The sequence below is a fragment of the Streptomyces sp. CGMCC 4.7035 genome (genome assembly GCF_031583065.1).
GTDB classification, from domain to species: Bacteria; Actinomycetota; Actinomycetes; order Streptomycetales; family Streptomycetaceae; genus Streptomyces; species Streptomyces yaanensis.
In genome coordinates, this window is sequence record NZ_CP134053.1 from 7,390,738 (window position 1) to 7,416,251 (window position 25,514).

At 70.9% G+C, this 25,514-nt stretch carries 25 protein-coding genes, 1 tRNA gene and 1 pseudogene; 12 read left to right on the forward strand and 15 right to left on the reverse strand.

The features are described from left to right. Positions 1 to 64: 64 nt before the first annotated feature. From Q2K21_RS32445 to Q2K21_RS32460, 4 genes are all read right to left on the reverse strand, one after another. Positions 65 to 271 (reverse strand): hypothetical protein, encoded by a 207-nt coding sequence (locus tag Q2K21_RS32445; protein WP_310778571.1) that lies wholly within the window; start codon positions 269 to 271, stop codon positions 65 to 67. A 77-nt stretch (positions 272 to 348) separates the two neighbouring features. After that, positions 349 to 1,233 (reverse strand): SDR family oxidoreductase, encoded by an 885-nt coding sequence (locus Q2K21_RS32450; protein WP_310778574.1) that lies wholly within the window; start codon positions 1,231 to 1,233, stop codon positions 349 to 351. Beyond that, positions 1,230 to 2,300 carry an alpha/beta fold hydrolase gene (locus Q2K21_RS32455; RefSeq protein WP_310778577.1) on the reverse strand — a complete coding sequence of 357 codons (1,071 nt, stop codon included), beginning with the start codon at positions 2,298 to 2,300 and terminating at the stop codon, positions 1,230 to 1,232. The genes Q2K21_RS32450 and Q2K21_RS32455 overlap by 4 nt, the downstream gene beginning before the upstream one ends. Next, positions 2,297 to 3,823, reverse strand: coding sequence for a flavin-containing monooxygenase (locus Q2K21_RS32460; protein ID WP_310778580.1), 1,527 nt, complete (start codon positions 3,821 to 3,823; stop codon positions 2,297 to 2,299). The genes Q2K21_RS32455 and Q2K21_RS32460 overlap by 4 nt, the downstream gene beginning before the upstream one ends. A 173-nt stretch (positions 3,824 to 3,996) precedes the next feature. Here Q2K21_RS32460 and Q2K21_RS32465 point away from each other — a divergent pair, with 173 nt between their 5' ends. Continuing rightward, on the forward strand, positions 3,997 to 4,653 hold the full coding sequence (locus Q2K21_RS32465; protein ID WP_310778583.1) for a MerR family transcriptional regulator: 657 nt from the start codon (positions 3,997 to 3,999) through the stop codon (positions 4,651 to 4,653). A 12-nt stretch (positions 4,654 to 4,665) separates the two neighbouring features. On the opposite strand, the gene Q2K21_RS32470 is transcribed toward Q2K21_RS32465, so the two are convergent. Next, the gene (locus Q2K21_RS32470; protein ID WP_310778586.1) at positions 4,666 to 5,469 is read right to left on the reverse strand and encodes an exodeoxyribonuclease III; all 804 of its coding nucleotides are present in this window, start codon (positions 5,467 to 5,469) and stop codon (positions 4,666 to 4,668) included. 68 nt (positions 5,470 to 5,537) lie between these two features. Between Q2K21_RS32470 and Q2K21_RS32475 the strand changes: the two genes are divergently transcribed. Beyond that, positions 5,538 to 6,014 (forward strand): GNAT family N-acetyltransferase, encoded by a 477-nt coding sequence (locus Q2K21_RS32475; protein ID WP_310778588.1) that lies wholly within the window; start codon positions 5,538 to 5,540, stop codon positions 6,012 to 6,014. Between the two features lie 292 nt (positions 6,015 to 6,306). On the opposite strand, the gene Q2K21_RS32480 is transcribed toward Q2K21_RS32475, so the two are convergent. From Q2K21_RS32480 to galU, 7 genes are all read right to left on the reverse strand, one after another. Beyond that, a tRNA-Ala gene (locus tag Q2K21_RS32480) sits at positions 6,307 to 6,380 on the reverse strand. A 91-nt stretch (positions 6,381 to 6,471) separates the two neighbouring features. Next, complete coding sequence (sepX, locus tag Q2K21_RS32485) at positions 6,472 to 7,758, reverse strand: divisome protein SepX/GlpR (protein ID WP_310778591.1); 1,287 nt, start codon at positions 7,756 to 7,758, stop codon at positions 6,472 to 6,474. A 173-nt stretch (positions 7,759 to 7,931) separates the two neighbouring features. Then, positions 7,932 to 8,564 carry a GNAT family N-acetyltransferase gene (locus Q2K21_RS32490; protein ID WP_310781354.1) on the reverse strand — a complete coding sequence of 211 codons (633 nt, stop codon included), beginning with the start codon at positions 8,562 to 8,564 and terminating at the stop codon, positions 7,932 to 7,934. Beyond that, entirely contained in the window at positions 8,561 to 9,142 is a 582-nt protein-coding gene (locus Q2K21_RS32495) for a MogA/MoaB family molybdenum cofactor biosynthesis protein (RefSeq protein ID WP_310778594.1), read from the reverse strand. Before Q2K21_RS32495 ends, Q2K21_RS32490 begins: the two co-directional genes overlap by 4 nt. Then, positions 9,139 to 9,618, reverse strand: a complete 480-nt coding sequence (moaC, locus tag Q2K21_RS32500) for a cyclic pyranopterin monophosphate synthase MoaC (protein WP_310778597.1) — start codon at positions 9,616 to 9,618, stop codon at positions 9,139 to 9,141. Before moaC ends, Q2K21_RS32495 begins: the two co-directional genes overlap by 4 nt. Positions 9,619 to 10,322: 704 nt before the next feature. Further along, positions 10,323 to 11,645, reverse strand: coding sequence for a molybdotransferase-like divisome protein Glp (gene glp / locus Q2K21_RS32505; RefSeq protein ID WP_310778600.1), 1,323 nt, complete (start codon positions 11,643 to 11,645; stop codon positions 10,323 to 10,325). Between the two features lie 4 nt (positions 11,646 to 11,649). Then, positions 11,650 to 12,576 carry a UTP--glucose-1-phosphate uridylyltransferase GalU gene (galU, locus tag Q2K21_RS32510; protein ID WP_310778603.1) on the reverse strand — a complete coding sequence of 309 codons (927 nt, stop codon included), beginning with the start codon at positions 12,574 to 12,576 and terminating at the stop codon, positions 11,650 to 11,652. A 104-nt stretch (positions 12,577 to 12,680) separates the two neighbouring features. Here galU and Q2K21_RS32515 point away from each other — a divergent pair, with 104 nt between their 5' ends. Continuing rightward, positions 12,681 to 13,292: a 5-formyltetrahydrofolate cyclo-ligase gene (locus Q2K21_RS32515; protein WP_310778607.1), complete on the forward strand. Its 612-nt coding sequence runs from the start codon at positions 12,681 to 12,683 to the stop codon at positions 13,290 to 13,292. Positions 13,293 to 13,365: 73 nt separating this feature from the next. Here the strand turns inward: Q2K21_RS32515 and Q2K21_RS32520 are convergent, their stop codons facing one another. Continuing rightward, positions 13,366 to 16,128, reverse strand: a complete 2,763-nt coding sequence (locus Q2K21_RS32520; protein WP_310778610.1) for a penicillin acylase family protein — start codon at positions 16,126 to 16,128, stop codon at positions 13,366 to 13,368. Between the two features lie 245 nt (positions 16,129 to 16,373). Between Q2K21_RS32520 and Q2K21_RS32525 the strand changes: the two genes are divergently transcribed. The 5 genes from Q2K21_RS32525 to mscL all read left to right on the forward strand — a co-directional run bounded on the left by Q2K21_RS32525 (position 16,374) and on the right by mscL (position 21,318). After that, positions 16,374 to 17,906 carry a potassium/proton antiporter gene (locus Q2K21_RS32525; RefSeq protein ID WP_310778614.1) on the forward strand — a complete coding sequence of 511 codons (1,533 nt, stop codon included), beginning with the start codon at positions 16,374 to 16,376 and terminating at the stop codon, positions 17,904 to 17,906. Between the two features lie 274 nt (positions 17,907 to 18,180). Beyond that, entirely contained in the window at positions 18,181 to 19,452 is a 1,272-nt protein-coding gene (locus tag Q2K21_RS32530) for an MFS transporter (RefSeq protein ID WP_310778617.1), read from the forward strand. 67 nt (positions 19,453 to 19,519) lie between these two features. Further along, on the forward strand, positions 19,520 to 19,840 hold the full coding sequence (locus Q2K21_RS32535; protein WP_310778621.1) for an FmdB family zinc ribbon protein: 321 nt from the start codon (positions 19,520 to 19,522) through the stop codon (positions 19,838 to 19,840). Between the two features lie 380 nt (positions 19,841 to 20,220). Next, complete coding sequence (locus Q2K21_RS32540) at positions 20,221 to 20,784, forward strand: hypothetical protein (protein WP_386275912.1); 564 nt, start codon at positions 20,221 to 20,223, stop codon at positions 20,782 to 20,784. A gap of 63 nt (positions 20,785 to 20,847) precedes the next feature. Next, entirely contained in the window at positions 20,848 to 21,318 is a 471-nt protein-coding gene (mscL, locus tag Q2K21_RS32545) for a large conductance mechanosensitive channel protein MscL (RefSeq protein ID WP_310778624.1), read from the forward strand. A gap of 37 nt (positions 21,319 to 21,355) precedes the next feature. Here mscL and Q2K21_RS32550 read toward each other — a convergent pair whose 3' ends face one another. Next, complete coding sequence (locus tag Q2K21_RS32550) at positions 21,356 to 21,532, reverse strand: hypothetical protein (RefSeq protein WP_310778626.1); 177 nt, start codon at positions 21,530 to 21,532, stop codon at positions 21,356 to 21,358. An 86-nt stretch (positions 21,533 to 21,618) separates the two neighbouring features. On the opposite strand from Q2K21_RS32550, the gene Q2K21_RS32555 reads away from it, so the two are divergent. The 4 genes and pseudogenes from Q2K21_RS32555 (at position 21,619) to Q2K21_RS32570 (ending at position 25,038) form a co-directional block, all read left to right on the forward strand. Next, on the forward strand, positions 21,619 to 22,848 hold the full coding sequence (locus Q2K21_RS32555) for a low temperature requirement protein A (RefSeq protein WP_310778629.1): 1,230 nt from the start codon (positions 21,619 to 21,621) through the stop codon (positions 22,846 to 22,848). An 11-nt stretch (positions 22,849 to 22,859) separates the two neighbouring features. After that, positions 22,860 to 23,888, forward strand: coding sequence for a P1 family peptidase (locus Q2K21_RS32560; RefSeq protein WP_310778631.1), 1,029 nt, complete (start codon positions 22,860 to 22,862; stop codon positions 23,886 to 23,888). 45 nt (positions 23,889 to 23,933) lie between these two features. Continuing rightward, positions 23,934 to 24,131 (forward strand): annotated as a pseudogene (locus tag Q2K21_RS32565) (L,D-transpeptidase family protein); the annotation flags it as partial. A gap of 157 nt (positions 24,132 to 24,288) precedes the next feature. Beyond that, on the forward strand, positions 24,289 to 25,038 hold the full coding sequence (locus Q2K21_RS32570) for a DUF6227 family protein (protein WP_310778634.1): 750 nt from the start codon (positions 24,289 to 24,291) through the stop codon (positions 25,036 to 25,038). Positions 25,039 to 25,130: 92 nt separating this feature from the next. Here the strand turns inward: Q2K21_RS32570 and Q2K21_RS32575 are convergent, their stop codons facing one another. Further along, positions 25,131 to 25,388 (reverse strand): hypothetical protein, encoded by a 258-nt coding sequence (locus Q2K21_RS32575; RefSeq protein WP_310778637.1) that lies wholly within the window; start codon positions 25,386 to 25,388, stop codon positions 25,131 to 25,133. Positions 25,389 to 25,514 lie beyond the last annotated feature (126 nt).

Consider the following 25,514-nt stretch of genomic DNA (forward strand, 5'->3'; position numbering starts at 1 on the left):
AATGGGGTGCCCTCAAAAAGAGGGCACCCCACGTCACGTCACCGGCCAAAGCCGAGCGCAGCGACTACGCGTCGTAGTCCTGGTTGAAGCGGTCCTCCGCCTCCTCCTGCAGCCGCCGCGCGTCCTTCTGGGAGGACTGCTGACCACGCTGCGGGGTCTGCTGAGTCTGCTGGCCGCGCTGCTGGGCCTGCTGCTTGCCCTGCTCCATCTTCCGCTTGGCCTGCTGCTTAGCCTGCTCGGACTTTTCCTGGTACTGGTCCTTCATGCCCATGTGGGTTCACTCCCGTGGTGGGTGAGGGGATTGGGCCTCGACCAGACTGACACGCACGGACAAAGCACGCATTTCGATCAGTTACGCAGCGTACGGCGTGCCTGCTCATCGGCCTCCCCGCCGGCCCCGACCAACCGCGTACCCACCCCCTTGAGCCGCGGCTCGAACCTCCGCATGTCCCGCTGCCCCACGGTCGCGATGAGCCCCGGCAGATACCCGCGCACACCCTGCATCCCCCGCAGCCACCACTGCGCGTACACATGGCTGGAGCGCCGCTCGATCCCCGCCACGATCCGGTCCACCGCAGGCCCCAGCGGATACGTCTTGTTGGACGGCCACGGCAGCCGCTGCCGCAACTCCCGCATCACGTCGTCCCGGTCGGCGCCCCGCACCATGTCCGTGTCGGTCCAGGACAGATACCCGACCCCGACCCGTACGCCCTTGTGCGCCACCTCGCCGCGCAGACTGTGCGCGTACGCCTCCACGCCCGACTTGGACGCGCAGTACGCCGTCATCATCGGTGCGGGCGTGATCGCCGCGAGCGAGGCGATCTGGAGCAGATAACCGCGGCTTTCGATCAGCATCGGCAGGAAGGCTCGGGCCGTCACCGCCGAGCCGATGAGATTGACCTCGATCACCCGCCGCCACGCGTCGGGGTCGGAGTCGGCGAAGGGTCCGCCGCTGGCCACACCCGCGTTGGCGACCACGATGTCGACCTTCCCGAACCGCTCCTTCACCTCCCGCGCGACCCGCGCCATCGCCTCCTGGTCGGTGACGTCCGCGTACCAGTGGCCGCTGTCCCCGTACAACTGCTCCGAGACCTGCTTGAGCGCGTCCGCCTCCAGGCCGACGAGCGCGACCTTCGCGCCGCGCACCGACAGCTTGCGGGCCAGCACCTCCCCGACGCCCCGCGCGGCTCCGGTGACCACCGCGACCTGCCCCTCAAGGCTCACCCTGTTCATGCACCCTCCCCTGTCTGCGAGTTCGCCGCACCCGCCATATCCACCGCATCCACCGCATCCACCGCATCCACCGCATCCACTCCAGCCACCCCAGCCACCCCATCCGCCGCCTTCGCGGCCTCCACGGCTTTCGCGGCCTTCGCGGCCTTCGCGGCCTTCACGGCCTTCGCCGCATAGGCCGTGACGAGTTCCCGGATCCTCCCCGTCACCAACTCCGGTGCCTCCACGGGTGTCATATGGCCGAGCCCCGGCAACTCCGTGCTGCCCACGCAGTGCGGCAGCGCGGCGGCCAGCGCCCGCGCGTGCACCGGCGGCGTGAGCCGGTCCGCCGTGCCGACCACGACCTCCGTCGGCACCCTCAACTCCCGTACGCCGTCCGTCAGATCCAGCGTTTCGAACATGCGCGACCAGGCGTGACGCACATCCCGCGGGCAGGCGTGCACCACGCGTGCGCACGCCTCGACCATCACCGGCGTCGAACCGGCGCCCATGGTCGCGTACTTGAGGATGCGCCGGGCGACCGGCGTGACGGGTCCGAGCGGGGCGCGGGAGCCCAGGATGCGCGCCGTGAGCCAGGTGCGCAGGCGCCCGGCGCGCATCGGCACGACCCGCGCCTCGGCAACCAGGCGCGCGCTCCCCGTGCTGCACAACAGGACGGCCGCCGTGTGCGCCCGGAAGCGGGGGCGCACGGCCGCGGCCAGCACGGTCATCCCGCCCATGGAGTGCCCCACGACCACGGCCTTCTCGCCCGGCGCGAGCGTGGCGGCAAGCACCGCTTCCAGGTCGTCGGCGAGCGCCTCGCTGGTGCAGGCGGGACTCGCGGGACTGCGCCCATGGCCCCGCTGGTCGTAGGCGATCACCCTGTGGTCGGTGGCGAGGTCCCGTATCTGCGCCGCCCAGAAGGCGGTCGAGCAGGTCCAGCCGTGTGCGAGGACGACCGGGGGCGCTCCCTCGGGTCCGTGGACCTCGACGTGCAGCCGGGCGCCGTCCGCCGAGACGACGGTCAGCTCACGGGCGGGGACGGGGGGCGCGTACGGCCCGCTCACGACATGCGCCGCCCGCCTCACGCGCGTGCCTCCGCCGCCGGTGTCCGCTGCTCGGCCGGTACGCGGGGCGCCCGCAGCACCTCGTACTCTTCCAGGTGCACACGCCGTGTGACCTTGCGGAACTCCGTCGTCGTACCCGGCCAGACAGTGGTGTTGCGGCCGTTCGCGTCGAGATACCAGCTGGTGCAGCCGCCGGTGTTCCACACCGTGCGCTTCATGCGCTCCTGCACCCTGTCGTCCCAGGCGTCCCTGGCACTCGGGCGGGCGTCGAGCGCGACCCGGCCGCCGAGCACACCCAACTGCCGTACGAAATCGGCCATGTAGTTCAGCTGGGACTCGATGATCAGGATCATCGAGGAGTTCCCGAGTCCGGTGTTGGGCCCGATGATCGTCATCCAGTTGGGGAACCCGGGCGCGGAGGCACCGCGCAGGGCCCGCATCCCGTCCTTCCATGCCTCCGCGAGGGTCCTGCCGTCCGCACCGACCACCCGCTCGGCGATCGGCATGTCGGTGACGTGGAAGCCCGTACCGAAGATGATCGCGTCGACCTCGGCCTCGCTGCCGTCGGCGGCGACGACGGTCGATCCGCGAACCTCGGCCAGCCCGCTGGCGACCACGTCCACATTGGGCCGGGCCAGGGCCGGGTAGTACGCGCTGGACAGCAGGATCCGCTTGCAGCCGATGCGGTAGTCGGGGGTGAGCTTGGCGCGCAGGGACGGGTCCTTGATGGCGCGGGCCATGTTGCGCTTGGCCAACTGCTCGACGAAGCCCAGCTCGTTCGGGTGCTTGGTGAACGCCTGCACCTGCAACTCCCGGATTCCCCACAGCAGTCCGCGCCGCAGCTGCGCGGTGAAGGGCAGCGCGCGGTGCAGCCCGCGTTCGAAGCCGCTGATCGCGCGGTCGACACGGGGCATCACCCACGGCGGGGTGCGCTGGAAGAGGGTGAGCCGGGCGACGTCGGGCTGGATGGACGGCACGATCTGAATCGCGGAGGCACCGGTGCCGACCATGGCGACCCGCTTGCCGCGCAGGTCGTAGGCGTGGTCCCAGCGAGCGGAGTGGAAGACCTTGCCGGGGAAGGAGTCCAGCCCCGGGATGTCCGGGATCCTGGGGTCGGACAGCGGCCCGGTGGCGGAAACGACGACGTCCGCTGTCAGGTTGCCCCCGCTGGTCTCGATCGCCCAGCACAGCTTCTCCGCGTCCCAGGCCATCCGCTTCACCTCGGAGCCGAAGCGGATGTGGGGCCGCAGCCGGAAGGTGTCCGTCACATGCTCCAGGTACGCGCGGATGTGCTCCTGCCCGGAGAAGGTGCGCGGCCAGTCAGGGTGCGGCGCGAACGAGAACGAGTACAGATGGGACGGGACGTCACAGGCACAGCCGGGGTAGGTGTTGTCGCGCCAGGCGCCGCCGACGCTGTCGGCCCGCTCCAGGACGACGAAGTCCGTGACGCCCTCCCGGCGCAGCCGCACGGCGGCCCCGAGTCCGCCGAACCCCGCCCCGACCACCGCCACTCGTACATGGGGCACATCCTCGTGCTCAGCCATCCCGAAGCCTCCCGTCCGTAGGACCCTGGCCCCGGCTCTCCTGACTCTTGTTCAAGAGAGCCGGCATGACTCTGCCAGTGAACACTGGCGCAATGGGAGGGTAGGGCAGAGGCGTACCGAGGGGTAGGGGTGGAGCGAGGAAAGTTACCAGGGGTACGACGTAGGGTGCGGTGATGGCAGAGGACGGGGAGCGGCGCGAGTACCGCATGGAAGAGCTGGCCAGGGAGGCCGGCATCACCGTGCGCACCCTGCGCTTCTACCGCGAGCGCAAGCTGATCCAGCCGCCGCGCCGCGAGGGCCGCATCGCCTGGTACGACAACACGCACCTGGCCCGGCTGCGCACCATCTCGGCACTCCTGGAACGCGGCCACACCCTCAGCGGCATCGCCGAACTGGCCGAGGCATTCGACCACGGACGCGACGTCGGCGATCTCCTCGGCCTCGACGCACCCACCGAGGAAACCCCGGTGCGCCTCACCCCCGAGGCGCTGGCCGATGTGTTCGGCGCGGAGGCGACCCCGGAGAACCTCGCCGCGGCCATGGACCTCGGCTATCTCGGCACGAACGGCGGCGACATCGTCCACATCAGCCGCCGGCTGCTGGACGTCTCGGCGGCCCTGGTCCGCGAGGGCATCCCCCTCGCGGACGTCCTGACCGCCGCCCGCCGCGTCCGCGAACACGCCGAGGCCCTCGCGGACGTCTTCGCCGACGTGATGGCCGCCCACGACCGCACCCCTGAGGACGCCCAGCGCCTGCGCCCCCTGGCGAAGAGCGTGGTGGAGGCGGAAGTGTCACTGGCACTGGACCGCCGGCTGCGCCGGGGAGAGTAGCGGAGCGGCTCCCTACATCTCGAAGGCCACGGTCACGGGAGCGTGATCCGACCACCGTTCGCCATGACTGGCCGCCCGCTCCACGACCGCCTTGACGGCTCGCCCCGCGAGCCCCGGGGTCGCCACGGCCAGGTCGATCCTCCAGCCCGTGTCGTTGTCGAAGGCACGCCCACGGTAGGACCACCAGGTGTACGGCCCCTCGACGTCCGGATGCTGCGCCCGGACCACATCGACGTACCCGCCGTCCTCGGGGTCGAAGACCCTGCCCAGCCACTCCCGTTCCTCCGGCAGGAAGCCGGAGTTCTTCTGGTTGCCGCGCCAGTTCTTCAGGTCGGCCTCGCGGTGGGCGATGTTCCAGTCGCCGCACACCAGGACCTCGCGGCCGTCGGCGGCGGACCGTTCCCGAAGGTCCTTCAGATGACCGAGGAACTCGGCCATGAACCGGACTTTCTCGTCCTGCCGTTCGGTCCCGACCTCGCCGGAGGGCAGATACAGGCTGGCGACGGTGACGCCCGGCAGATCGACCTCGACATACCGCCCACTGCCGTCGAACTCGGCCGAACCGAAGCCGACGCGGACGGCGTCGGGCTCGCGGCGGGTGTAGAGGGAGACACCCGCGCGGCCCTTGGCGGCGGCGGGGGCGTGCACGACGTGCCAACCCTCGGGCGCGCGGACGGTCTCGGGCAGCTGCTGCGGCTCGGCGCGCACCTCTTGCAGGCAGAGCACATCGGCGGAGGTCCCGGCGAGCCACTCCACGAAGCCCTTCTTCGCCGCGGCCCGCAGCCCATTCACATTCACACTGGTCACGGTCAGCACCCGGGCACGATACCGGCACACTGGACGAAGTCCAGAGTTCGATCACGCATAGATGTACAGTGAGTAGCATGAATATACAACGGGTCCCCTTCGACCACCCCGACGCCGTCAAGCTGAACGACGCCGTCCAGGCCGAGTACCACGTGCGCTACGGCGACGGCGGCGACGCCACGCACCTGGACCCGTCGCACTTCGAACCGCCGCACGGCCTGTATCTGATCGCCTACGACGAGACCGGCCGGCCCGTCGCCACGGGCGGCTGGCGCAGCCAGGACGAGAACGGCGAGGGCAACGAGGACGGTGACGCCGAGCTCAAGCGCATGTACGTCATCGAGGAGCTGCGCGGGCGCGGCCTGGCGCGCCGCATACTGGCCGCGCTGGAGGAGGACGCCCGCGCGACCGGCCGCACCCGCATGGTCCTGGAGACGGGCACCAAGCAGCCGGAGGCCGTGACCCTCTACACCTCCAGCGGCTACGAGCCGTGCGCGAAGTTCGGCTACTACCGCTTCCACGAACTCAGCCTGTGCTTCGCCAAGCCGCTGTAGGACACCGCCGGGCCGGGGCGCCCACCCCGGCCCTGCCCTGCGTGTTCTCCCTCACATCCGCGAAGCGTCCATGAAGCGCCCGTGAGGCGCGGGGTGAACCCCTCGCCGCACACGCCGCGTTCGGCGTCCCCTGGAGAGAACTGCGGAGAACTGGGGAGCCCTGTGGGGCACTGGGGAGCACTGGGGAGCACTGGGGAGCACTGGGGAGCCTTGGCGAAAACGAAGATCCCGCCCGATCTTCCGATCGGACGGGATCTTCTCAACTTCCCTGTTCCCCAGGGAGTTGTTGCGGTGGACCTGAGGGGATTTGAACCCCTGGCCCCCTCGATGCGAACGAGGTGCGCTACCGGACTGCGCCACAGGCCCTTGCAACGAGTGAAACTCTAGCATCCCCATCGGCCTGCCAGGAAATCCGTTCCGCCCTGGTCAACAACGGCGCCCGACAGGAGGCCGCCCCCTACTCGTTGGCGGCCCGTGGCCGTTCCCCGTCCTCGTACTGGTCGAACAGCGGCGTACGGCCCCGCCCCCGGGCCCGCCGCGCCGAGGCCGCCCGCCGGGCGTCGCTCCGACCGCCGTCCACGGGCTCCGCGCGCTCCTGGGCCGCGGCCGTGTCCTCCTCCGGGGCGACAGGCTCGGCGCCGGCCGTGGACACCCCGGGTACGGGCGCCGCGGCCTCCGCCGCACTCGACCGCGCGGAGCTCCACGCGTCCGGCGCGCCGAGATCCACGCTGGGCGTCGCCCGCGGAGCGACCGGCGCGGTCACATACGTCGGCAGCGGCACCGGCACCGGATCCCAGCTCTCTCCGTGCCCCGGCCTGCGCTGCCGCTCGCGCTGCTGGTCCACCCACTCCGCGTGGTCGGTCTGCTCGACGAGTGCCCGGCGGTCGGCGGCGAGCGCGGACAGCCCCGGGTCGCTCTCCGGCTCGGGTCCCTCCTCCGGTTCGTCGGAGTCGGAGTCGACCGGGGGGCGCCGCCTGGGCTGCCGCTCCCGCAGTCGCTGTGCTGCCGCCTCGGCCTGCCGCCGGTCCATCGTGTAGACGAACCGCTTGCGCTCCTGCGCCCGCAGATAGGCGATATACGCGCTCAGCAGCACGGCGGGCACACCGGGCGCCCACAGGAACGCGAGGCCCCCGACCGCGGCGACGATCGCGCCCAGCGTGAACGCGAGGAAGAGCATCACGGTCGTACGGCGTCGGCGCGCGAGCACCTTCGAGCGCCGGGCGCGCGCGGCGGCCTCCGCCGCAGCGGCCTTCCGCGCCCGGGCCCCGCCCTTGCCCGCCGGCATGCGCGCGGCCGCCGACTCGGGCGCGGCAGCGCCCTTGGCGGAGGGGTGCGCACCGGCGGTCCCCGACGGAGCGTGGGTCCCGGCAGCCCCCGACGGAGCGTGCGCGCCGGGCTTGGTCGCGCCCTGGCCGCCCGGCTCCCGGCGGGCCGGATTCTCCGGTTCCACCCGGGCCCGCGCCTGCTGCCCGGTCGGACGCATGGCGAAGGCCCGGACGTCCACCGAGTCGGTGACGCCGTCCGGATCGGCGCTGTGCTCCCCCTCTTCGGCGGAGCGCGCGCGCAGGTCCCTGGCGTATCGGCGCTCCATGCCCGCCCGTCCGGAAAGCAGCCGGATGGCGGTGCTGAAGCGTTCCGTCGGACGAGACTCGTTCAACTCGTCCTGCCTACGGAGCCACATCGGCACCAAGTAGGCGGCCCAGGCCCCGACAATGACTGCGTAGATGAGGCCGCTGCTGCTCACGTCTCACACGGTAGAGGGGTTTGCGTGAGGCCATCTGCCAATTCGGCCGGTGTGTCGCACGATCTGGCTGATATTTCGAACTTTTTTTGGGACCGATGCGATCAGCGGGCCAACGGGACCGCCAATTCATTGGCCCGAGACGATCGCCACCCGATCAATTTCGAACACATTTTTTATTTTCCGGGGTGTGCCCGCTGTGAGCGTGCCCGGTGCCAGCGCCCGAGCAACCCCTCGGGCACCTCTTCCGCGGTGAGCGCGAAGACGAGGTGGTCCCGCCAGGCCCCGTCGATGTGCAGATAACGCGGCCGAAGCCCTTCCTCCCGGAATCCGAGTTTCTCCACGACCCGGCGGCTCGGGCCGTTCTCGGGGCGAATGCAGACTTCGATGCGGTGCAGCCCGACGGTCCGGAAGCAGTGGTCGACGACCAGCGCCACCGCCGTCGGCATCACGCCCCGGCCCGCGACCGCCTGGTCCACCCAGTAGCCGACGTGCCCCGAGCACATCGAGCCCCAGGTGATCCCGGCCACCGTCAACTGCCCGACGAGCCGCCCCTGGTACTCGATGACGAAGGGCAGCATCCGGCCCGCGTTGGCCTCGCCGCGCAGATGCCGGACCATCTGGCGGTAGGTCGGCCGGTGCGCCATCGGGCCGCCGGGGGCGGGCGGCGGAATGGTCGCCTCCCAGGGGCGCAGCCAGTCCCGGTTGCGCCGGTTGACCTCGCGCCAGGCCCGCTGGTCGCGCAGCCTTATCGGCCGGAGGACGACATCGCCGTCCGCCAGCTCGACGGGCCAGGATGGGCTGTTCAGTTCGCACCCCCACTCGGTGTGGAGCGGTCCTCGCCGACCGGGGATCCGCCTGCGTCGGCCCTGGGGTGGTCACCGCCGCGGATCTGGTCGACGGCGTGCACCAACAGGGGTTCCAGGACGGCCAGTCCGTCCTTCACCCCGCCGGTGGATCCCGGCAGGTTGACGATCAGTGTCCCGTCGGCGACTCCGGCGAGTCCCCGCGAGAGCGCCGCCGTGGGCACCTTCTCTCTTCCGAACGCCCTGATGGCCTCGGGAATGCCCGGAACCTCGTAGTCGATCACCGCGCGGGTCGCCTCGGGGGTGCGGTCGGTGGGTGAGATGCCGGTGCCGCCGGTCGTCACGATCACGTCGTAACCCGCGCGGGAGCCGGTCCGCAGCGCGTTCTCCACCGGGTCCCCGTCCGGGACCACCCAGGGTCCGTCGACCGCGAACCCGAACCGGATGAGCGCCTCCGCGATGAGGGGCCCGCCCTTGTCCTCGTACACCCCGGCGGCCGCGCGGTTCGACGCGGTCACGACCAGGGCCGCGTAAGGCGCCGACAGGGCGCCGCCGATCGGGGGCTCTACCGGCGCCGTCATGCCCGACTCCAGTCGCCCGACTTCCCGCCCGTCTTCTCCTCCACGCGCACGTCCGTGATCACCGCCCCCTTGTCGACCGCCTTGACCATGTCGATCACGGTCAGCGCCGCGACACTGACCGCGGTGAGCGCCTCCATCTCGACGCCCGTGCGGTCCGTGGTCTTCACGGTGGCCGTGATCTCGACGGCGTCGTCCGCGACCGACAGATCCAGCTTCACACCCGACACCGCGAGCGGGTGGCACAGGGGGATGAGGTCCGGCGTGCGCTTGGCGCCCATGATTCCCGCGATGCGCGCGGTGGCGAGCGCGTCGCCCTTGGGGACGCCCTCGCCGCGCAGCAGCTCGACCACGCGCGGCGAGACCAGGACGCGGCCGCTGGCGCGCGCGGTGCGTTCGGTCACGTCCTTCCCGGAAACGTCGACCATGCGGGCTGCCCCGGCGTCGTCGATGTGGGTCAGTCGATCCTGCGAACTCATGTGCTGCGGCGCTCCCGGTCCGGGCCCGGCGAACTACGGCGCGCGGGCCTGTTGTGCGCGACACGGTACCGCCAACCCACCGCACCCGACCGAGCAAGGTCCCATGGACCGCCCCACCGGACCGAAAGCAGCCATGGGCCTACCCCGGCCGAGCAGGCCCCACAGACCAACCCAGCGGATCGGACGGGGCCCACGGACCAACCCACCAGACGGAACGAGGCCCCACGGGCCTCGCCACCCGGCCGAGCAGGCTCCGGCAGACCGACGAGACCCCCTGCCCAGACACTCCGCCGCGGTAAGGCGCCGCATCCACGGGCACCAGGCCCTGTGAGGCGCAGCCGACGCCAGCACCCGGCGTGGTGAGGCGCCGCAGGCGGAGGCACCCAGCATGGCGAGGCGCCGCCGGCACAGGCACCGGGCGCGGCAAAGCACCGCAAAACTGGGCGCCCGGCGCGGTAAGGCGCCGCGTCCACAGGCACCCGGCCCTGTGAGGCGCAGCCGACCCCAGCACCCGGCGTGGTGAGGCGCCGCAGGCGGAGGCACCCAGCATGGCGAGGCGCCGCCGGCACAGGCACCGGGCGCGGCAAAGCACCGCAAAACTGGGCGCCCCGCGCAGCAAAGCGCTGCGTCCACAGGCACCGGGCGCGGCAAAGCGCCGCAGGCGTGGGCGCCCGGCGCAGTAAAGCGCCGCGGCATGGGTGGGCTCAGGTGAGCAGGATCGTCTCGACCTCCGTGCCCGGTTCCACCGACGTGTCGTCCTCGGGGACGACGATCAGTGCGTCGGCCTGCGCGAGGGCAGCGATCAGGTGCGATCCGGCGCCACCGACCGGCGTCACCGTGCCGTCGGCGTACTTCCCGCGCAGGAACTGTCGGCGCCCGACCGGCGAGGTCAGCGCCTTGTCCGTCTCCAGGACGGCCCTGACCCGGGGGCGGTGCACGTCCTCCAGGCCCATCAGGGTGCGGATCGCGGGGCGCACGAACAGTTCGAAGGAGACGTACGACGACACCGGGTTGCCCGGCAGCGCGAGCAGCGGCGTGTGGTCGGGGCCGATGGAGCCGAAGCCCTGCGGCTTGCCGGGCTGCATGGCGAGCTTGCGGAAATCGACGCCGCCGCCCGCCTCGTCCTCGTCGCCGACGGAGGACAGCGCCTCCTTGACGACGTCGTACGCCCCGACGCTCACCCCTCCGGTCGTGACCATGAGGTCCGCGCGGACGAGCTGGTCCTCGATGGTGGAGCGGAGCGTGTCGGCGTCGTCGGCGACCGCGCCGACCCGGTAGGCGATGGCCCCGGCGTCCCGCGCGGCGGCGGTGAGGGCGAAGCTGTTGGAGTCGTAGATCTGGCCGCCCGCCAGTTCCGTATCGGGCTGGACCAGTTCGCTGCCGGTGGACAGGACGACCACGCGCGGGCGCGGGCGCACGCGTACCGTGCCGCGGCCGATCGCGGCGAGCAGCGCGATCTGCGGCGGCCCGAGAACGGTGCCCGCCGCGAGGGCGAGGTCGCCGGCCCTCACATCGCTGCCCTTCGCGCGCACATGCGCGCGTACCTCGGCCGGGCGGTGGACCCGCACCTGCCCGGAGGCGCCCTCCGGGGACAGGCTGCGGGCCTGCATCCCGGAGACGGGCCCGCCGCCCATCCCGCCGTCGGTCCACTCCACGGGAACGACGGTCTCGGCGCCGGGCGGCAGGGGGGCACCGGTCATGATGCGCGCGGCCTGGCCGGGCCCCACCTGGAGCAGGCCGGCCGAGCCCGCCGCGACGTCCCCGATCACCGTGAGGACGGCCGGGAACTCCTCGCTCGCGCCCGCGACATCCGCGACCCGCACCGCGTACCCGTCCATCGAGCTGTTGTCGAACGGCGGCAGCGAGACCGGCACCGTGACGTCCTCGACGAGGACGCAGCCCTGGGCGTCGAGCAGTTGCAGCTCGATCGGCTCCAGGGGGCGAACGGTGGCGAGGATGTCCTCCAGGTGTTCGTCCACCGACCAGAGGTGGTCCTGTCCCGTGGTGCGGGTCGCGGCGGCGCTCAAATCGCTACATCTCCTCGGCTACGTAACTGCGAAGCCAGGTCCGGAAGTCCGGGCCCAGGTCTTCACGTTCGCATGCGAGTCTGACAATGGCACGCAGGTAGTCGCCACGGTCGCCGGTGTCATAGCGGCGGCCCTTGAAGACGACACCGTGCACGGGGCCGCCGGCCTTCCCCTCGGCGGTCGTCGCCGACGAATACGTCTGGGCGAGTTGCTGGAGGGCGTCGGTGAGCTGGATCTCGCCGCCGCGGCCCGGCTCGGTCTTGCGCAGTATGTCGAAGATGTGCGGGTCGAGGACGTAACGGCCGATGATCGCGTAGTTGCTGGGGGCGTCGGCAGGGTCGGGCTTCTCGACCAGCCCGGTCACCTGGACCACGTCGCCGTCCTCGGTGGGCTCGACGGCCGCACACCCGTAGAGGTGGATCTGCTCCGGCGCGACCTCCATGAGCGCGATGACGCTGCCGCCGCGCTCCTCCTGGACCTCGACCATGCGGGCCAGCAGGGGGTCGCGGGGGTCGATCAGGTCGTCGCCGAGGAGGACGGCGAAGGGCTCCTGGCCGACGTGCGGGGCGGCGCACAGGACCGCGTGACCGAGGCCCCTGGGGTCGCCCTGGCGGACGTAGTGCATAGTGGCGAGGTCACTGGACTCCTGGACCTTCGCGAGCCGTTTCGCGTCGCCCTTCTTCTGGAGGGCGGACTCCAGCTCGTAGTTGCGGTCGAAGTGGTCCTCGAGAGGGCGCTTGTTGCGGCCTGTGATCATCAGGACGTCGTCGAGCCCCGCCGACACGGCCTCCTCGACCACGTACTGGATCGCGGGCTTGTCGACGACCGGCAGCATCTCTTTGGGAGTGGCTTTGGTGGCCGGCAGGAACCGGGTGCCGAGGCCTGCTGCGGGAATGACAGCCTTGGTGATCCTGGGGTGCGACTGAGTCATGCCCGCCACCATATCGGGTGGCTATATGCGCTATCTGTGGATGCGGTTAATTCGCTCTCATATGAGCGCTTTCAAGAAGGGTAGGGCAGTGACCTGTGGATCCCATGGGACACGAGTCAGAGCCTGGCAAGCGTGTGTTTCGCCGAGGGTTCCTCTCGGTGAGGAGCAGGTTGACGGCGGATGACGTGCGCAAAGCAGCGGCCACGCTCGCGGAGCGCGCACTGGAGCTGCCCGAACTGGGGCACGCGCGCACGGTCGCGGCCTACGTCTCCGTGGGGGCCGAACCGGGCACCCTCGCGCTCCTGGACGCACTGCACGCGCGGGGCGTGCGCGTGCTGCTCCCGGTGCTCCTGCCGGACAACGACCTCGACTGGGGCGCGTACGCCGGACCGGGCTCCCTCATACGCGTGCGGCACGGCGGAAAGATGGACCTCCTGGAGCCCGCGGGCGAGCGCCTGGGCCCGGAGGCCGTCCAGCAGGCCGACGCCGTGCTGCTGCCCGGTCTGGCCGTCGACGCGCGCGGCATGCGCCTGGGGCGCGGCGGGGGCTCCTACGACCGCGTCCTGGCCCGCCTGGAGCGCGTCGGCGCCGACCCCGCGCTGGTGGTGCTCCTGTACGACGCGGAGGTCGTCGAGCGGGTCCCGGAGGAGGCCCACGACCGCCCGGTGCACGCGGTGGTGACACCGTCGGGCGTGCGCCGCTTCCGCGAGCCCTAGGACCGGCCGCTACGTCTCCGCAAACCGGCCCTCCACGCGCGCGTGGAGGGCCGGTTTCATGACGTGGCGACCGTCAGGGCTTGAGCACCAGCGTGTCGGTCGTGCTCTTGTCGACATCACCCTTCGAGAAGTGCCAGGGCAGCAGCTCGCCGTTGGCCCACTTGTCCGTCTGATCGGTGTAGTGGGCGCTGTAGGCGTGGCCCGAGGCGCCGGTGAGGTTGATCCACTTGGACTTGTCGAGGTCCTTCAGGTTGACCACCATCCGCATCGACGGCACCCAGACGACGCTGTAGCCGCCCGCCGCGTTCCAGCCGCTGGCGTTCACGGTCGCCTCACCGCCGTCGAGCTTCCAGGGACCGCGGTTGAGCACGTACTGCAGGATGTCGGGGCCGTCGGTGCCCAGCGTCTGGTTCTTCAGGAACAGGCGGTGCAGCCGGCCCCAGCTCCAGGTGTCGATGTCCTTGCCGAGCTTGGCGGTCAGCTCCCAGCGCGCGTCCCTCATGGCACGGGCGAACAGCTCGTCACGCGTCGTGGCACCGGGCTTGTTGTACGTCTTGGGCGTCTGCCACCAGTCGCTCTTCTCGTCGTCGATGATGCCCCGCACCACCTCGAACCAGCGGTCGCCGCCGTCCGGCTGCGCCTGGTCCGCGTCGCGCTGGCCGCACTCGCGCACCTTCTGGGCCTCGTCCGCGGGCCCTGTGTTGTCGGTCGGCTCGACCCACAGGCACTGGCCCTTGACCCGCAGCTCCTTGGGCAGCTTGTTGCCGAAGGCGAGCTTGAGGATGTTGCGCCAGACGGCGTTGAAGTACGCGGCTGCCGCCGAATCGGCGTCCTGGGTGTAGTCCCAGCCCTCCAGCAGCTTCTGCGCCTCGCGGACGTGCTTGTCGGAGATGTCGATCTTGAGCAGCTTGGGCACCAGGAGCTTGGCGATCTCGCTGCTGTTGTCGAGCTGCATCTGCCGCATGTCGTCGGTCGAGATCTTGCCGCCGCCCTTGATCTTCGCCTCGATCAGGTCGGCGATCCGCTGGCTGCGCGCGCCGTAGCCCCAGTCCGTGGTGAGCGTGTAGGGGTACTTGTCCTTGTCGATCACGGCCTGGTTGGCGGTGACGATGTAGCCGCGCTCCGGATCGAACTCGTACGGCAGCGCGTCCTGCGGGATGTAGCCGGTCCACTTGTACTTGGAGTCCCAGCCCGGCGCCGGGACCGACCCGTCGTCGTTCTTCGCGCGCGTGGGGATCTTGCCGGGGAGCTGGTAGCCGATGTGGCCCTTGGTGTCGGCGTAGACCAGGTTCTGCGAGGGCACGTCGAAGGACCTGGACGCCTTGCGGAACTCCGTCCAGTTCGACGCCTTGTCGATCGCGAAGACGGCGTCCATGGAGGTGCCGGGGTCCAGGGCGGTCCAGCGCAGCGCGATGCCGTAGCCGTCGCCGCGGTCGGGCGCCGCGGTGTCGACGGTGGCCTTCTTGCCGACCTTGACGAGCTCGTCGTCGCGGTCGGACAGCAGCGGGCCGTTGTTCGTCTCACGGACGACGATCTTCCTGGACTCGCCCCCGACGACCTTGATCGTCTCGGTGCGGCTGGTGAACGGCTTCACCTTGCCGTCGAAGAGGTAGCCGTCGCCGGACAGCCTCTCCAGGTAGAGGTCGGTGACGTCGACGCCGGAGTTGGTCATGCCCCAGGCGATGTTCTGGTTGTGTCCGATGATCACGCCGGGCATGCCCGCGAAGGTGTAGCCCGTGACGTCGTACTGGCACTTGCTGGAGACCGCGGTGCAGTGCAGGCCCATCTGGTACCAGACCGACGGCAGCGAGGCCGACAGGTGCGGGTCGTTGGCCAGCAGCGGCTCGCCGGTGATGGTGTGGCTGCCGGCGACGACCCAGGAGTTGGAGCCGATGCCGTTGCCGTTCACGCCGACGGCCGTCGGAACGTTGTCCAGGACTTTGTAGAGGCCCGCCAGCTGGCTCTGCACGGCCGAGGAGGCCGAGGTCCCGGTCCCGGTCCCGCTTCCGGTTCCGGTTCCGGTCGTCGACTGCGTGGCCGTCGAGTCGCCCTGCGCGAACGTCTTGGTGACGGCGTCGTACTGGCCCTCCTGGACGATCGCCTTGTTGCGGCTGTACGGGTACTCCGGGTACAGGTCCGCGATCTGCTTCGGGCCGAGGCGGCTGGTCATGAGGGCGCGGTCGATCTCGTCCTGCATGTTGCCGCGCAGGTCCCAGGCCATCGCCTTGAGCCACGAGATCGAGTCGACGGGGGTCCACGCCTCGGGCTTGTAGTCGTTGGTGAAGCCCAGGGCCGCGTACTCCAGGGAGATGTGCTTGCCGTCCTTGCCCTTCAGGTAGGCGTTGACTCCCCTGGCGTACGCCTGGAGGTACTTCTTCGTGGAGGCCGACAGCTTGCTGTCGTACTCCTTGCGGGCCACCCGGTCCCAGCCCAGGGTGCGCAGGAACTCGTCGTTCTTCACCTGGCTCTTGCCGAACATCTCGGACAGGCGCCCGGACGTCATGTGGCGGCGCACGTCCATCTCGTAGAACCGGTCCTGCGCCTGGACGTAGCCCTGCGCCATGAACAGGTCCTCGTCGGACGAGGCATAGATCTGCGGGATCCCGTAGCCGTCGCGTTTGACGTCGACGGGGCCCGAGAGGCCGTCCAGGGTGATCGAACCCTTGGTCTGCGGGAAGGAGGCGCGCACGGTGCTGACCGACCAGTACCCGCCGAATCCGACACCTCCCACAAGGGCCAGAACCAGGACGATCAAGACCAGTCGGGCTCTGCGCCCCTTCTTCCTGCCGGACTTGCCGGGCTGCTGGCCGGAAGAGGCGGTGGTGTTGGGGGGCATCGCTGTCCTTGCTGTCCTAACGCGAGCGGCAGGCGGTCCTGGAGTGCTGGAGCAACCATAGGCGCAGGGCTCACCGCGCCTTGACGCGGAGTCGGAAACGCGCCCGGACTGGAGTTCGATCAGACTCCCCGGAGCGTCAAGAAATCGTCAAGAGTTAGGTAAGGTAACGAAGTACTTGCGCTGAAGGCCGCGGCGACACCCGGCTTCACGTGCTCGGATGGAGGCGCCCGCGTCGCGGCGCCGGATTGGCGAGAAGGGAACGGCCGCTGACTGTCCACCACCTCAACCAGCTCCTGCTCGTCTGCTCGCTCGTTCTGCTCGTCGCGGTGGCAGCGGTTCGGATCTCGTCGCGCAGCGGGCTCCCCAGCCTGCTCGTCTACCTGGGCATCGGCATCGCCATGGGCCAGGACGGAGTCGGCATCCACTTCAACAACGCCGAACTGACCCAGGTCATCGGATACGCGGCCCTGGTCGTGATCCTGGCCGAAGGCGGTCTCGGCACCAAGTGGAAAGAGATCAAGCCGGCCCTCCCGGCGGCCTCGACCATGGCGCTCGTCGGCGTCGCGGTGAGCGTCGCCGTCACGGCCGTCGGCGCGCACTACCTGAGCGGTCTCGAGTGGCGGCAGGCGCTCATCATCGGAGCGGTGGTGTCGTCGACCGATGCGGCGGCGGTCTTCTCCGTACTGCGGAAAATCCCCCTCCCCGCGCGCGTGACGGGCGTTCTGGAAGCCGAGTCCGGCTTCAACGACGCCCCGGTGGTCATCCTCGTCGTCGCCTTCTCCACGGCCGGCCCGGTGGAGCACTGGTACACGCTCCTGGGCGAGATCGCCGGGGAACTGGCCATCGGCGCCGCCGTCGGCCTCGCGGTGGGCTGGCTCGGCGCCTGGGGCCTGAGGCACGTGGCGCTGCCCGCCTCCGGTCTCTACCCGATCGCCGTCATGGCCATCGCGGTCACCGCGTACGCGGCCGGCGCGCTGGCACACGGCAGCGGCTTCCTCGCCGTGTACCTCGCGTCGATGATCCTCGGCAACGCGAAGCTGCCGCACTGGCCCGCCACGCGCGGTTTCGCCGAGGGAGTCGGCTGGATCGCCCAGATCGGCATGTTCGTCCTGCTCGGCCTGCTGGTGACCCCGCACGAACTGGGCGACGACATCCTGCCCGCCCTCGTCATCGGCCTGGTGCTGACCATGGTGGCGCGGCCACTGAGTGTGATGGCGAGCCTGACGCCGTTCCGAGTGCCGTGGCAGGAGCAGGCACTGATGTCGTGGGCCGGGCTGCGTGGTGCGGTGCCCATCATCCTGGCGACGATCCCCATGGTGAACGGCGTCGACGCCAGCCGCCGCATCTTCAACATCGTCTTCGTCCTCGTCGTCGTCTACACCCTGGTCCAGGGGCCGACGCTGCCGTGGGTGGCCCGCACGCTGCGCCTGGGCGAGGGACCCGAGGCCGCCGACCTCGGCATCGAGTCGGCGCCTCTGGAGCGGTTGCGCGGACATCTGCTGTCGGTAGCGATCCCCGAGGGGTCACTGATGCACGGCGTCGAGGTCAGCGAACTGCGGCTGCCCCCCGGGGCCGCGGTCACACTCGTCGTCCGGGAAGGAAAGTCGTTCGTGCCGCTGCCGTCGACGGTGCTGCGGCGCGGCGACGAGCTCCTCGTGGTCGCCACCGACCCGGTCCGCGACGCGGCGGAGAGGCGTCTGCGGGCCGTCGGCCAGGGCGGCAAGCTGGCCGGATGGCTGGGAGTGACCGGGAACGGGACGCCGGGACACGAGCATTAAGGGCGTGTTTCACACCCTTCACACCTCTGGTAATCCCAGGCGGCGGACGCCATGGTGCCCTTTTTCACAGGTGGCTTTGTCATTCACCTCTGTACAATCAAGGCGCACTTGATCGAACCAACTCTGCCTGACGCAGAGCTGGCGCGACCGTATGGCGGCCGGGACGCCCTGAGCAGGGGCGCCGGTATCTACCGCAGTCCGCGCAAGAGGACAGCTCTCGGCGCCCGCCCGATGATGGGACCCCGCGCTACCAGGCGGCAGAAAGGCACGGGCCGTGGCATCCACGGTCACCTCGAAGTCGTCCCGTCCGGGCTACGGACAGCTGCTGCGCACCCGCGGCGCCTGGACGTTCCTGCTCCCCGGTTTCGCGGCGCGCCAGCCGTTCGCGATGCTCACCCTCTCCCTCGTGCTGCTCGTGCAGCACACCACCGGCTCCTACGGGGCCGCGGGCGCCGTCGCGGCGGCCACCGGCGTCTCCATGGCGCTGTTCGCGCCCTACAGCGGCCGTCTCGCCGACCGTTACGGACAGCGCGCGGTGCTCCTCCCCGGCGTCCTGGTGCACGCCCTCGCCGGCGCGGCCCTGACCGCTCTGGCGCTGGCCCACGCGCCCCTGTGGGCGCTGTTCGCGGCGGCCGTCCCGACCGGCGCCTCGGTGCCGCAGATAGGCCCCATGGTGCGCGCCCGCTGGGGCGTGAAGCTCAAGGACTCGCCACTGATGACGACGGCGGCGGCCTTCGAGTCCGTCACCGATGAGCTGACCTTCGTGCTCGGCCCGCTGCTGGCGACGGCCCTGTGCACCGCCGTGAACCCGGCCGCGGGCCTGCTGACGGAGGCGACGCTGACGCTGGTGGGCGGTCTGCTGTTCGCGGCGCAGAAGAACACGCAGCCGCCCGTCGCCGCCATGACGCACGCGCGCGTGGAGCACGCCTCCGCCCTGCGCGTCCCCGGGGTGCGCGTTCTGGTGGTGACGTTCCTGGGCATCGGCTCCGTCTTCGGCGGCATGCAGGTCTCGCTCGCCGCGTTCAGCCAGTCGATCGGCGAGCCCGGCCTGAACGGCGTCCTGTACGGGATCTTCGCCGCCGGCAACATGCTCTCCGGCATCGTGTGCGGCGCCGTCGCCTGGAAGGCCGCCCCGCAGCGGCGCCTCGTCGTCGGCTACGCGGCCCTCGCGCTGACCGCCTCCGGCCTGTGGACCGCGCACTCCGTGGTCGTCCTGGCCGGCCTCGGCCTCCTGGTGGGCATGTGCATCGCGCCCACCCTGATCACGGGCTACACACTGGTCGAGGGCCTGGTCCCGGCCGGCGCCCGTACCGAGGCCTTCACCTGGCTGACCGGCGCGGTCGCACTCGGCCAGGCGGCCGCGGTCACGGTCGCCGGACAGCTGGAGGACCGCCTGTGGGACGGGGCGGGCTTCCTGGCCCCGATGGCCGGTACCGTGTTGGCACTGGCGACCCTCGTGTCCCTGCGGTCATGGCTGGTGGCGGGGTCACCCGGCCGCACGGTCGCACGTGGCGTCGGTCACCGCACGCCGGTGGCGGTGGACTGATCCCCAGGAATACGCCACTATGGACCGTCGTTAGCACTCATCGAGTCAGAGTGCCAGGAGGAAGACAGTGCCGACCTATCAGTACCAGTGCACCGAGTGCGGCGAGGGCCTCGAGGCGGTGCAGAAGTTCACCGACGACGCCCTGACCGAGTGCCCCAACTGCGGTGGACGCCTGAAGAAGGTGTTCTCCGCCGTCGGCATCGTCTTCAAGGGCTCCGGCTTCTACCGCAACGACAGCCGCGGCTCGTCCTCGAGTAGCAGCCCGGCGTCGTCGAAGTCGTCGAGCTCGTCCTCGTCGTCGAGCTCCTCTTCGTCGTCGGACTCGTCGAGCTCGTCCAGCTCGTCCAGCTCGTCGTCCACGAGCACTTCCTCCAGCTCCGCCGCGTAAGGCTCCGCCACGGGACCCTGCCGTCGAACCGACGGCGGGGTCCTCGGTGTTTCCGCGGCCGGCCACCGTGCTCGCCAGGGAGAGCGCGGACACGTGCGGGCGCCCGGAGCGTCACCTTCGGGTGAGCGAGCTGTCCACAACCGGTCGGTAGTCCACGGCCGTCGGCGGACTTCGCCGCGAAGCCTCATCGTGGATCGCGTCCCGATCTCGCGATGCAGGTGGTGATCAGCATGGCCCAGTTCTCCCGTTCCGTACGCCCGTTGCACCCGACCGCTCCGGCAACACACGCGCACACGGCCGTGTTCGTACGCCCGCCGGACAGGGTGGCGCTCGCGCACCCGCCGCACACGGCCACCTCCGTGTACCCACCGATCCCGGACATGTCGGTACACCCACCGGCCCCGGACCTGTCCGTACACCCACCGGCCCCGGACATCGCCGTACGCGCGGACACGCCTCCGACCTGCGCGGTGCCGCACTTCGCTCCCGTGCGCGTGCGCGGCGGACGACATCAGCTGCGGCGGCTGGTGCGGCACCGGAGGCGGGCCGTGGCCCTGGGCCTGGCGGTCACCGCCGCCGCGCTCGTGGCAGCGGGGCCGCGCGACTCCGAGAGGGCACGGGGACATCCCGGCGCCTACGCGCCCCCGACGGCGGCGGGAGAGCCCGTGCGGGAGCGGCGCACGGTAGAGACGGTGACGGCGCCCGTGCGGATCGCCGACGGGGCGACGGTGCGGCTGTTACGGCCCGGCGACCGGGTCGACGTGATCGCGGCCCACGACGGCGGCGACGCGAAGGTGGTCGCGGCCGGGGCGCGTGTGACGCGGGTGCCGGACGTCGACCCGACGGAGAGCGGCGCGCTGGTCATGCTCTCCGTACCGCGCACGACGGCCGCGCGCCTGGCCGGTGCCGGCGCGACCTCGCGGCTGGCGGTGACGCTGTGCTGAGCACGCTGAGGAAGTGCATCCTCCCTTCACCGGTGCCCGGACCCTGCCAGTACTCTGCTGGCCGTGAGCGAGAAAAAGCAGATAAGCGTCTGGGAGGGCTTCAAGGCCTTCCTGATGCGGGGGAACGTAGTCGATCTGGCAGTGGCGGTCGTGATCGGCGCCGCCTTCACCAACATCGTCAACTCGGTGGTGAAGGGGATCATCAACCCCGTAGTGGGCGCGTTCGGCACGAAGAACCTGGACAGCTACAACTCCTGTCTGAAGGGCCCCTGCACGGGCACCGGCGACCACGCGACGGGGATCCGCATCCTGTGGGGCTCGGTCCTCGGCGCCACGCTCACCTTCCTGATCACGGCGACCGTCGTCTACTTCCTGATGGTCCTGCCCATGGCCAGGTACCTGTCGCGGCAGGAGGCCCGCCGCAAGGCGAGGGAGGGCTCGCACGAGGTGATCGAGGTGACCGAGCTGGAGGTGCTCAAGGAGATCCGCGACGCCCTGCTGGCGCAGCGCGGTTCGGGGCACGGCCGCGGGTAGCGGCGGCGCGCCTGTGGGCGCGGACGCGCCGGCGGGCTCAGATGTGGTGGGGCGGCTTCTCGTCGAGGAAGCGCTTCAGGTCGGCCGCGCTGTCACTGTCGGCGCCGGGCCGCTCGCCCCACCCGCGATCCGTGTCGTCCGTGGACTGCTGGTCCAGCGGGTCGCCGAAGATCAGCGCGCTCTTGGGGTCGCGGGGTTCGGGGGCAGTGCTCATGCCCCCAGCGTACGGCCCTGGGGGCAACCCGGGCCTCGACGGGGCAACGGTGCAGGCCGTACCTGGTTTCTGCTGTGCTTGGCCTCATGATGTCCCCTTCCGCTTCCGATTCCCCCCAATCGGCCCCGCCCGCCGCTCACCGACCGCTGCGCCGCATGACCGCCCGCGGGCGCGACGAGCTCCACCGGGTCGCCTCTCCGCTCGAGCTCTTCTTCGACCTGTGTTTCGTCGTGGCGATCGCCCAGGCGGGCGTGGCACTCGTCCACTCGGTCGCCGAGGGGCACACGGGCCACGGCGTCCTCGGCTATGTGATGGTCTTCTTCGCCATCTGGTGGGCGTGGATGAACTTCAGCTGGTTCGCCTCGGCGTACGACAACGACGACGCGCTCTACCGGGTCGTCACCCTGGTCCAGATCGCCGGGGTCCTGGTGCTCGCGGCCGGGGTGTCCCGAGCCTTCGAGGAGCGCGACTTCGGCGTGGTGGTGGTCGGCTACGTGATCATGAGGTTTCCGCTGACAGCGCAGTGGCTGCGCGCCGCGAGATCCACCCGGGGCCCGGAGCGGACCACGGCGCTGCGGTATGCGGGCGGCGTGCTGTTGTGCCAGATCGGCTGGCTGGGACTGCTGGTCCTGCCGGAGCGTGCCCGCCCGTGGCTGTTCCTGGTGATGGCGGTCGCCGAGCTGTGCGTTCCGCTGTTCGCGGAGAAGGACTTCACGACGTCCTGGCATCCTCACCACATCGCCGAGCGATACGGCCTGTTCACGATCATCGTGCTGGGCGAGACGATCGCTGCGGCCACGGTCGCCGTGAAGTCTGCCGTGGCCGAACACAGCGCGCTGGGCGAGCTGCTGCCGATCGCGGTGGGCGGGCTGCTGATCGTGTTCGCGGCCTGGTGGATCTACTTCGCGGTGCCCATCCACGGGCACCTGCGCTCCAACAGGCAGTCGTTCCTGTGGGGTTACGGCCACTATCTGATCTTCGCGTCGGCGGCGGCGATCGGCGCCGGACTGGAGGTCGCGGTCGAGCAGTCGGTCGGCAAGGCGCATATCCCGACCCTGTCCGCGTCGGCCGCGGTGACCCTGCCGACGGCGCTCTATTTCCTCACCGTCTGGGCGCTGCACGCGCGTTACTTCAAGGTCGGCATCGTCGAGCAGCTGCTGCTGCCGACGACGGCGCTGCTCGTGATCGCCTGCACGTTCCTGGGCGAGTGGGCGGTGCTCGCGGCGGGAATCGTGACGGCGGCCGCGGTGGCCGCGGGAGTGATACTGACGGCGCGGTCGGCCGCACGAGGGGGCGCGATCGCCGGACAGCAATGAATCATGGGCACATGACAGTTGACGCTCTGACAGATGTCGCCGGCCTGCGCGTCGGGCACGCCACGCGGGTCGGGGACGGCTGGCTCACCGGCACCACGGTCGTGCTGGCTCCCGAGGGCGGCGCGGTCGCGGCCGTGGACGTGCGCGGCGGCGGGCCGGGTACCAAGGAGACCGACGCACTCGATCCCCGCAACCTGGTGCAGAAGGTCGAGGCGCTCGTCCTGACGGGCGGCAGCGCGTACGGGCTCGACTCGGCCTCGGGTGTGATGGCCTGGCTGGAGGAGCGAGGGCGCGGGGTGCGGGTCGGCGCCGACCCGACGCACGTGGTGCCGGTCGTGCCGGCCGCCTGCGTCTTCGACCTCGCCCGCGGCGGCGACTTCAGAGCCCGGCCGGACGCGGCCTTCGGCCGGGCCGCCGTCGAGGCAGCCGCCGCGAGCGGGCCGGGCGCACCCGTGGCGGAGGGCTGCGTCGGCGCGGGCACGGGAGCGACCATCGGGCCGATCAAGGGCGGGGTCGGCACCGCGAGCACCGTGCTCGACTCGGGGATCACGGTGGGCGCCCTGGTCGTCTGCAACGCGGCGGGCTCGGCGGTGGACCCGGCGACGGGCGCCCTGTACGGGGAGATGTTCCAGGGCCGGGTCGACTACCCGCCGCGTGACGTGCACGAGGCCGCACAGCGACGGCTCGCCGAGGTGGCCGCGAGGAGCCCGCGCCCTCGGCTGAACACGACCCTCGCGGTCGTGGCGACCGACGCCGACCTCACCAGGGCGCAGGCACAGAAGCTCGCGGGCACGGCGCACGACGGCTTCGCTCGCGCCCTGCGTCCGGTGCACCTGCTCGACGACGGGGACACGGTGTTCGCGCTGGCGACCGGCGCGCGTCCGCTCGCCTCCGCGAGTCCCCTCGCACTGAACGAGGTGCTGGCGGCGGGCGCGGACCTCGTGACGCGCGCGATCGTGCGGGCGGTGCGCGCCGCCGGGTCGGTCGACGGTCCGGGCGGGGCGTGGCTGTCGTACGAGGAGCTGTACGGGAGGAGGTAGGTACCGGGTACCGGAACGCTGACGATTGTCCCGGTCCTGGAGGACACCAGCCACGGCTGTGTCGGACTCGCGGACGTGCAGGGCGCGCAGGGGGACACCACGGCCAAGTGGTTCTACGACAACTCGCTCATCGGGGACGTCGTGATCGTCAAGAACTCCCCCGACAAGACGGTCGCGCCGGACAACGGCCTCAACGGCTGGAACCTGTCGTGGAGCGCGTGGACCGCAGGAAGTGCCTCCTGACCAGGGCCGTATGACGACAGATCGGGCCGGGCGGGAACTCACCGCGCGGTCCGCCCGTTTTCGCTCCGTACGTTTTCTCGGTTCCCGGACATGATGTCCGACCGAGGGGCTACGGTATGCACCCACAAGGTGACATGCAGCAACGCCGGGAGAAACCTTGAGCGTTCCGTACGAGACAGCAGCGTACGAGCCACGCGAGTCGCCCGAGTCTCCGGAGGAGCACCTCGCGCGACTCCTCGGGCGCGCCCTGAACTCCTTCGAGCTGCCCGACGAGACGATCCTGCGGCTCGACTGCGCGCTGGCACATGACAGTTCTCTGCACTCCGCGCACCACAGCGCGGGGCGGCACCGGGAGACGTACCGGCACACGTGGCTGCTCGCGGACGGCTCGTCGCTCACCCTGTGGGAGCTCGTCCACAACACGGGCCGCGGCGGCCACCTGGAACACGAGGTGTACGTGGACGAGGAGGAGCTGCGCACCGCCACGGCCCGGCTCCCGCTGCCGCCGGACGCGCCCGACTTCGAACTGCCCGTGCTGGTGCAGTTGTCGCCGGTCCCCGAGCCCCGCCACGCGTATGCGCCCGACGACTCGGCGGACCACGCGCGCCGGCTGCTGCGCCGGGCGGAGAACCCCGACCGGCCGGACGCGGAGCTGGCGAGGTTACTGCTGGGCTCGGCGTTCGCGCACGAGATCACTCAGGCCTTCGGGCGGCCGCGCCGGGCCGGTCAGGCCGGGCTGTGCTTCTCGCTGTACGAGCACGCGTTCCTGCTGCGGGACGGCCGGGAGCTGTCCCTGTGGGAGGTCGAGCACACGGCGACACCGGACGGTCGGCACATGTGCGAGGTGTACGCGACGGAGGAAGCGGCGCGGGAGGCGATGGAGCGTCGCGCCGCCGCACTCGGCTGACAGGAGCGCCTCTTGAGCCGGGGGCCGACCGTCACCCGGGGCCCCTCCTGAGCCTGGGGCGGCCGTCGCTCGGGGCGACTCGGCGACCGGGCCTAGAAACGGCCGTCGCGGAACTGCCGCATCAGGCGGGCGAAGGCGTCGCGTTCGCTCGGCGTGAGTTCGACGGACTCCAGCTCCGGACCCGCCTGCGGCTGGCGAGGGAGGGTCCTGAGCATGGTGCCGCGGCGCCGGGCGGCGTCCTCGAAGCGTCGGCGGCGCACAACGCGGCCCACGTACACGATCCAGACGGCGGTCATCAGGGCGAGGACGGGCACACCCAACAACTGGAAGATCGACACGTGCGCAGGCATGCCCCAAGTAGACACCACGATCCGGGCCTTTGGCCCGGATCGTGACGTATATCGCAGATAAGACGAGTACCGCGAAGGGTTCAGAGCGGGCACAACCGGACCACAGGAAGCGCCTCGGCCCCCACA

Excerpts from the sequence above, each read along its gene's own strand:
- Q2K21_RS32445 (WP_310778571.1), bottom strand. The coding sequence starts at position 271 with ATGGGCATGAAGGACCAGTACCAGGAAAAGTCCGAGCAGGCTAAGCAG.
- Q2K21_RS32450 (WP_310778574.1), bottom strand. The coding sequence starts at position 1,233 with ATGAACAGGGTGAGCCTTGAGGGGCAGGTCGCGGTGGTCACCGGAGCC.
- Q2K21_RS32460 (WP_310778580.1), bottom strand. The coding sequence starts at position 3,823 with ATGGCTGAGCACGAGGATGTGCCCCATGTACGAGTGGCGGTGGTCGGG.
- Q2K21_RS32465 (WP_310778583.1), top strand. The coding sequence starts at position 3,997 with ATGGCAGAGGACGGGGAGCGGCGCGAGTACCGCATGGAAGAGCTGGCC.
- Q2K21_RS32475 (WP_310778588.1), top strand. The coding sequence starts at position 5,538 with ATGAATATACAACGGGTCCCCTTCGACCACCCCGACGCCGTCAAGCTG.
- Q2K21_RS32495 (WP_310778594.1), bottom strand. The coding sequence starts at position 9,142 with ATGACGGCGCCGGTAGAGCCCCCGATCGGCGGCGCCCTGTCGGCGCCT.
- moaC (WP_310778597.1), bottom strand. The coding sequence starts at position 9,618 with ATGAGTTCGCAGGATCGACTGACCCACATCGACGACGCCGGGGCAGCC.
- galU (WP_310778603.1), bottom strand. The coding sequence starts at position 12,576 with ATGACTCAGTCGCACCCCAGGATCACCAAGGCTGTCATTCCCGCAGCA.
- Q2K21_RS32515 (WP_310778607.1), top strand. The coding sequence starts at position 12,681 with ATGGGACACGAGTCAGAGCCTGGCAAGCGTGTGTTTCGCCGAGGGTTC.
- Q2K21_RS32520 (WP_310778610.1), bottom strand. The coding sequence starts at position 16,128 with ATGCCCCCCAACACCACCGCCTCTTCCGGCCAGCAGCCCGGCAAGTCC.
- Q2K21_RS32540 (WP_386275912.1), top strand. The coding sequence starts at position 20,221 with ATGTCGGTACACCCACCGGCCCCGGACCTGTCCGTACACCCACCGGCC.
- Q2K21_RS32550 (WP_310778626.1), bottom strand. The coding sequence starts at position 21,532 with ATGAGCACTGCCCCCGAACCCCGCGACCCCAAGAGCGCGCTGATCTTC.
- Q2K21_RS32555 (WP_310778629.1), top strand. The coding sequence starts at position 21,619 with ATGATGTCCCCTTCCGCTTCCGATTCCCCCCAATCGGCCCCGCCCGCC.
- Q2K21_RS32560 (WP_310778631.1), top strand. The coding sequence starts at position 22,860 with ATGACAGTTGACGCTCTGACAGATGTCGCCGGCCTGCGCGTCGGGCAC.
- Q2K21_RS32575 (WP_310778637.1), bottom strand. The coding sequence starts at position 25,388 with ATGCCTGCGCACGTGTCGATCTTCCAGTTGTTGGGTGTGCCCGTCCTC.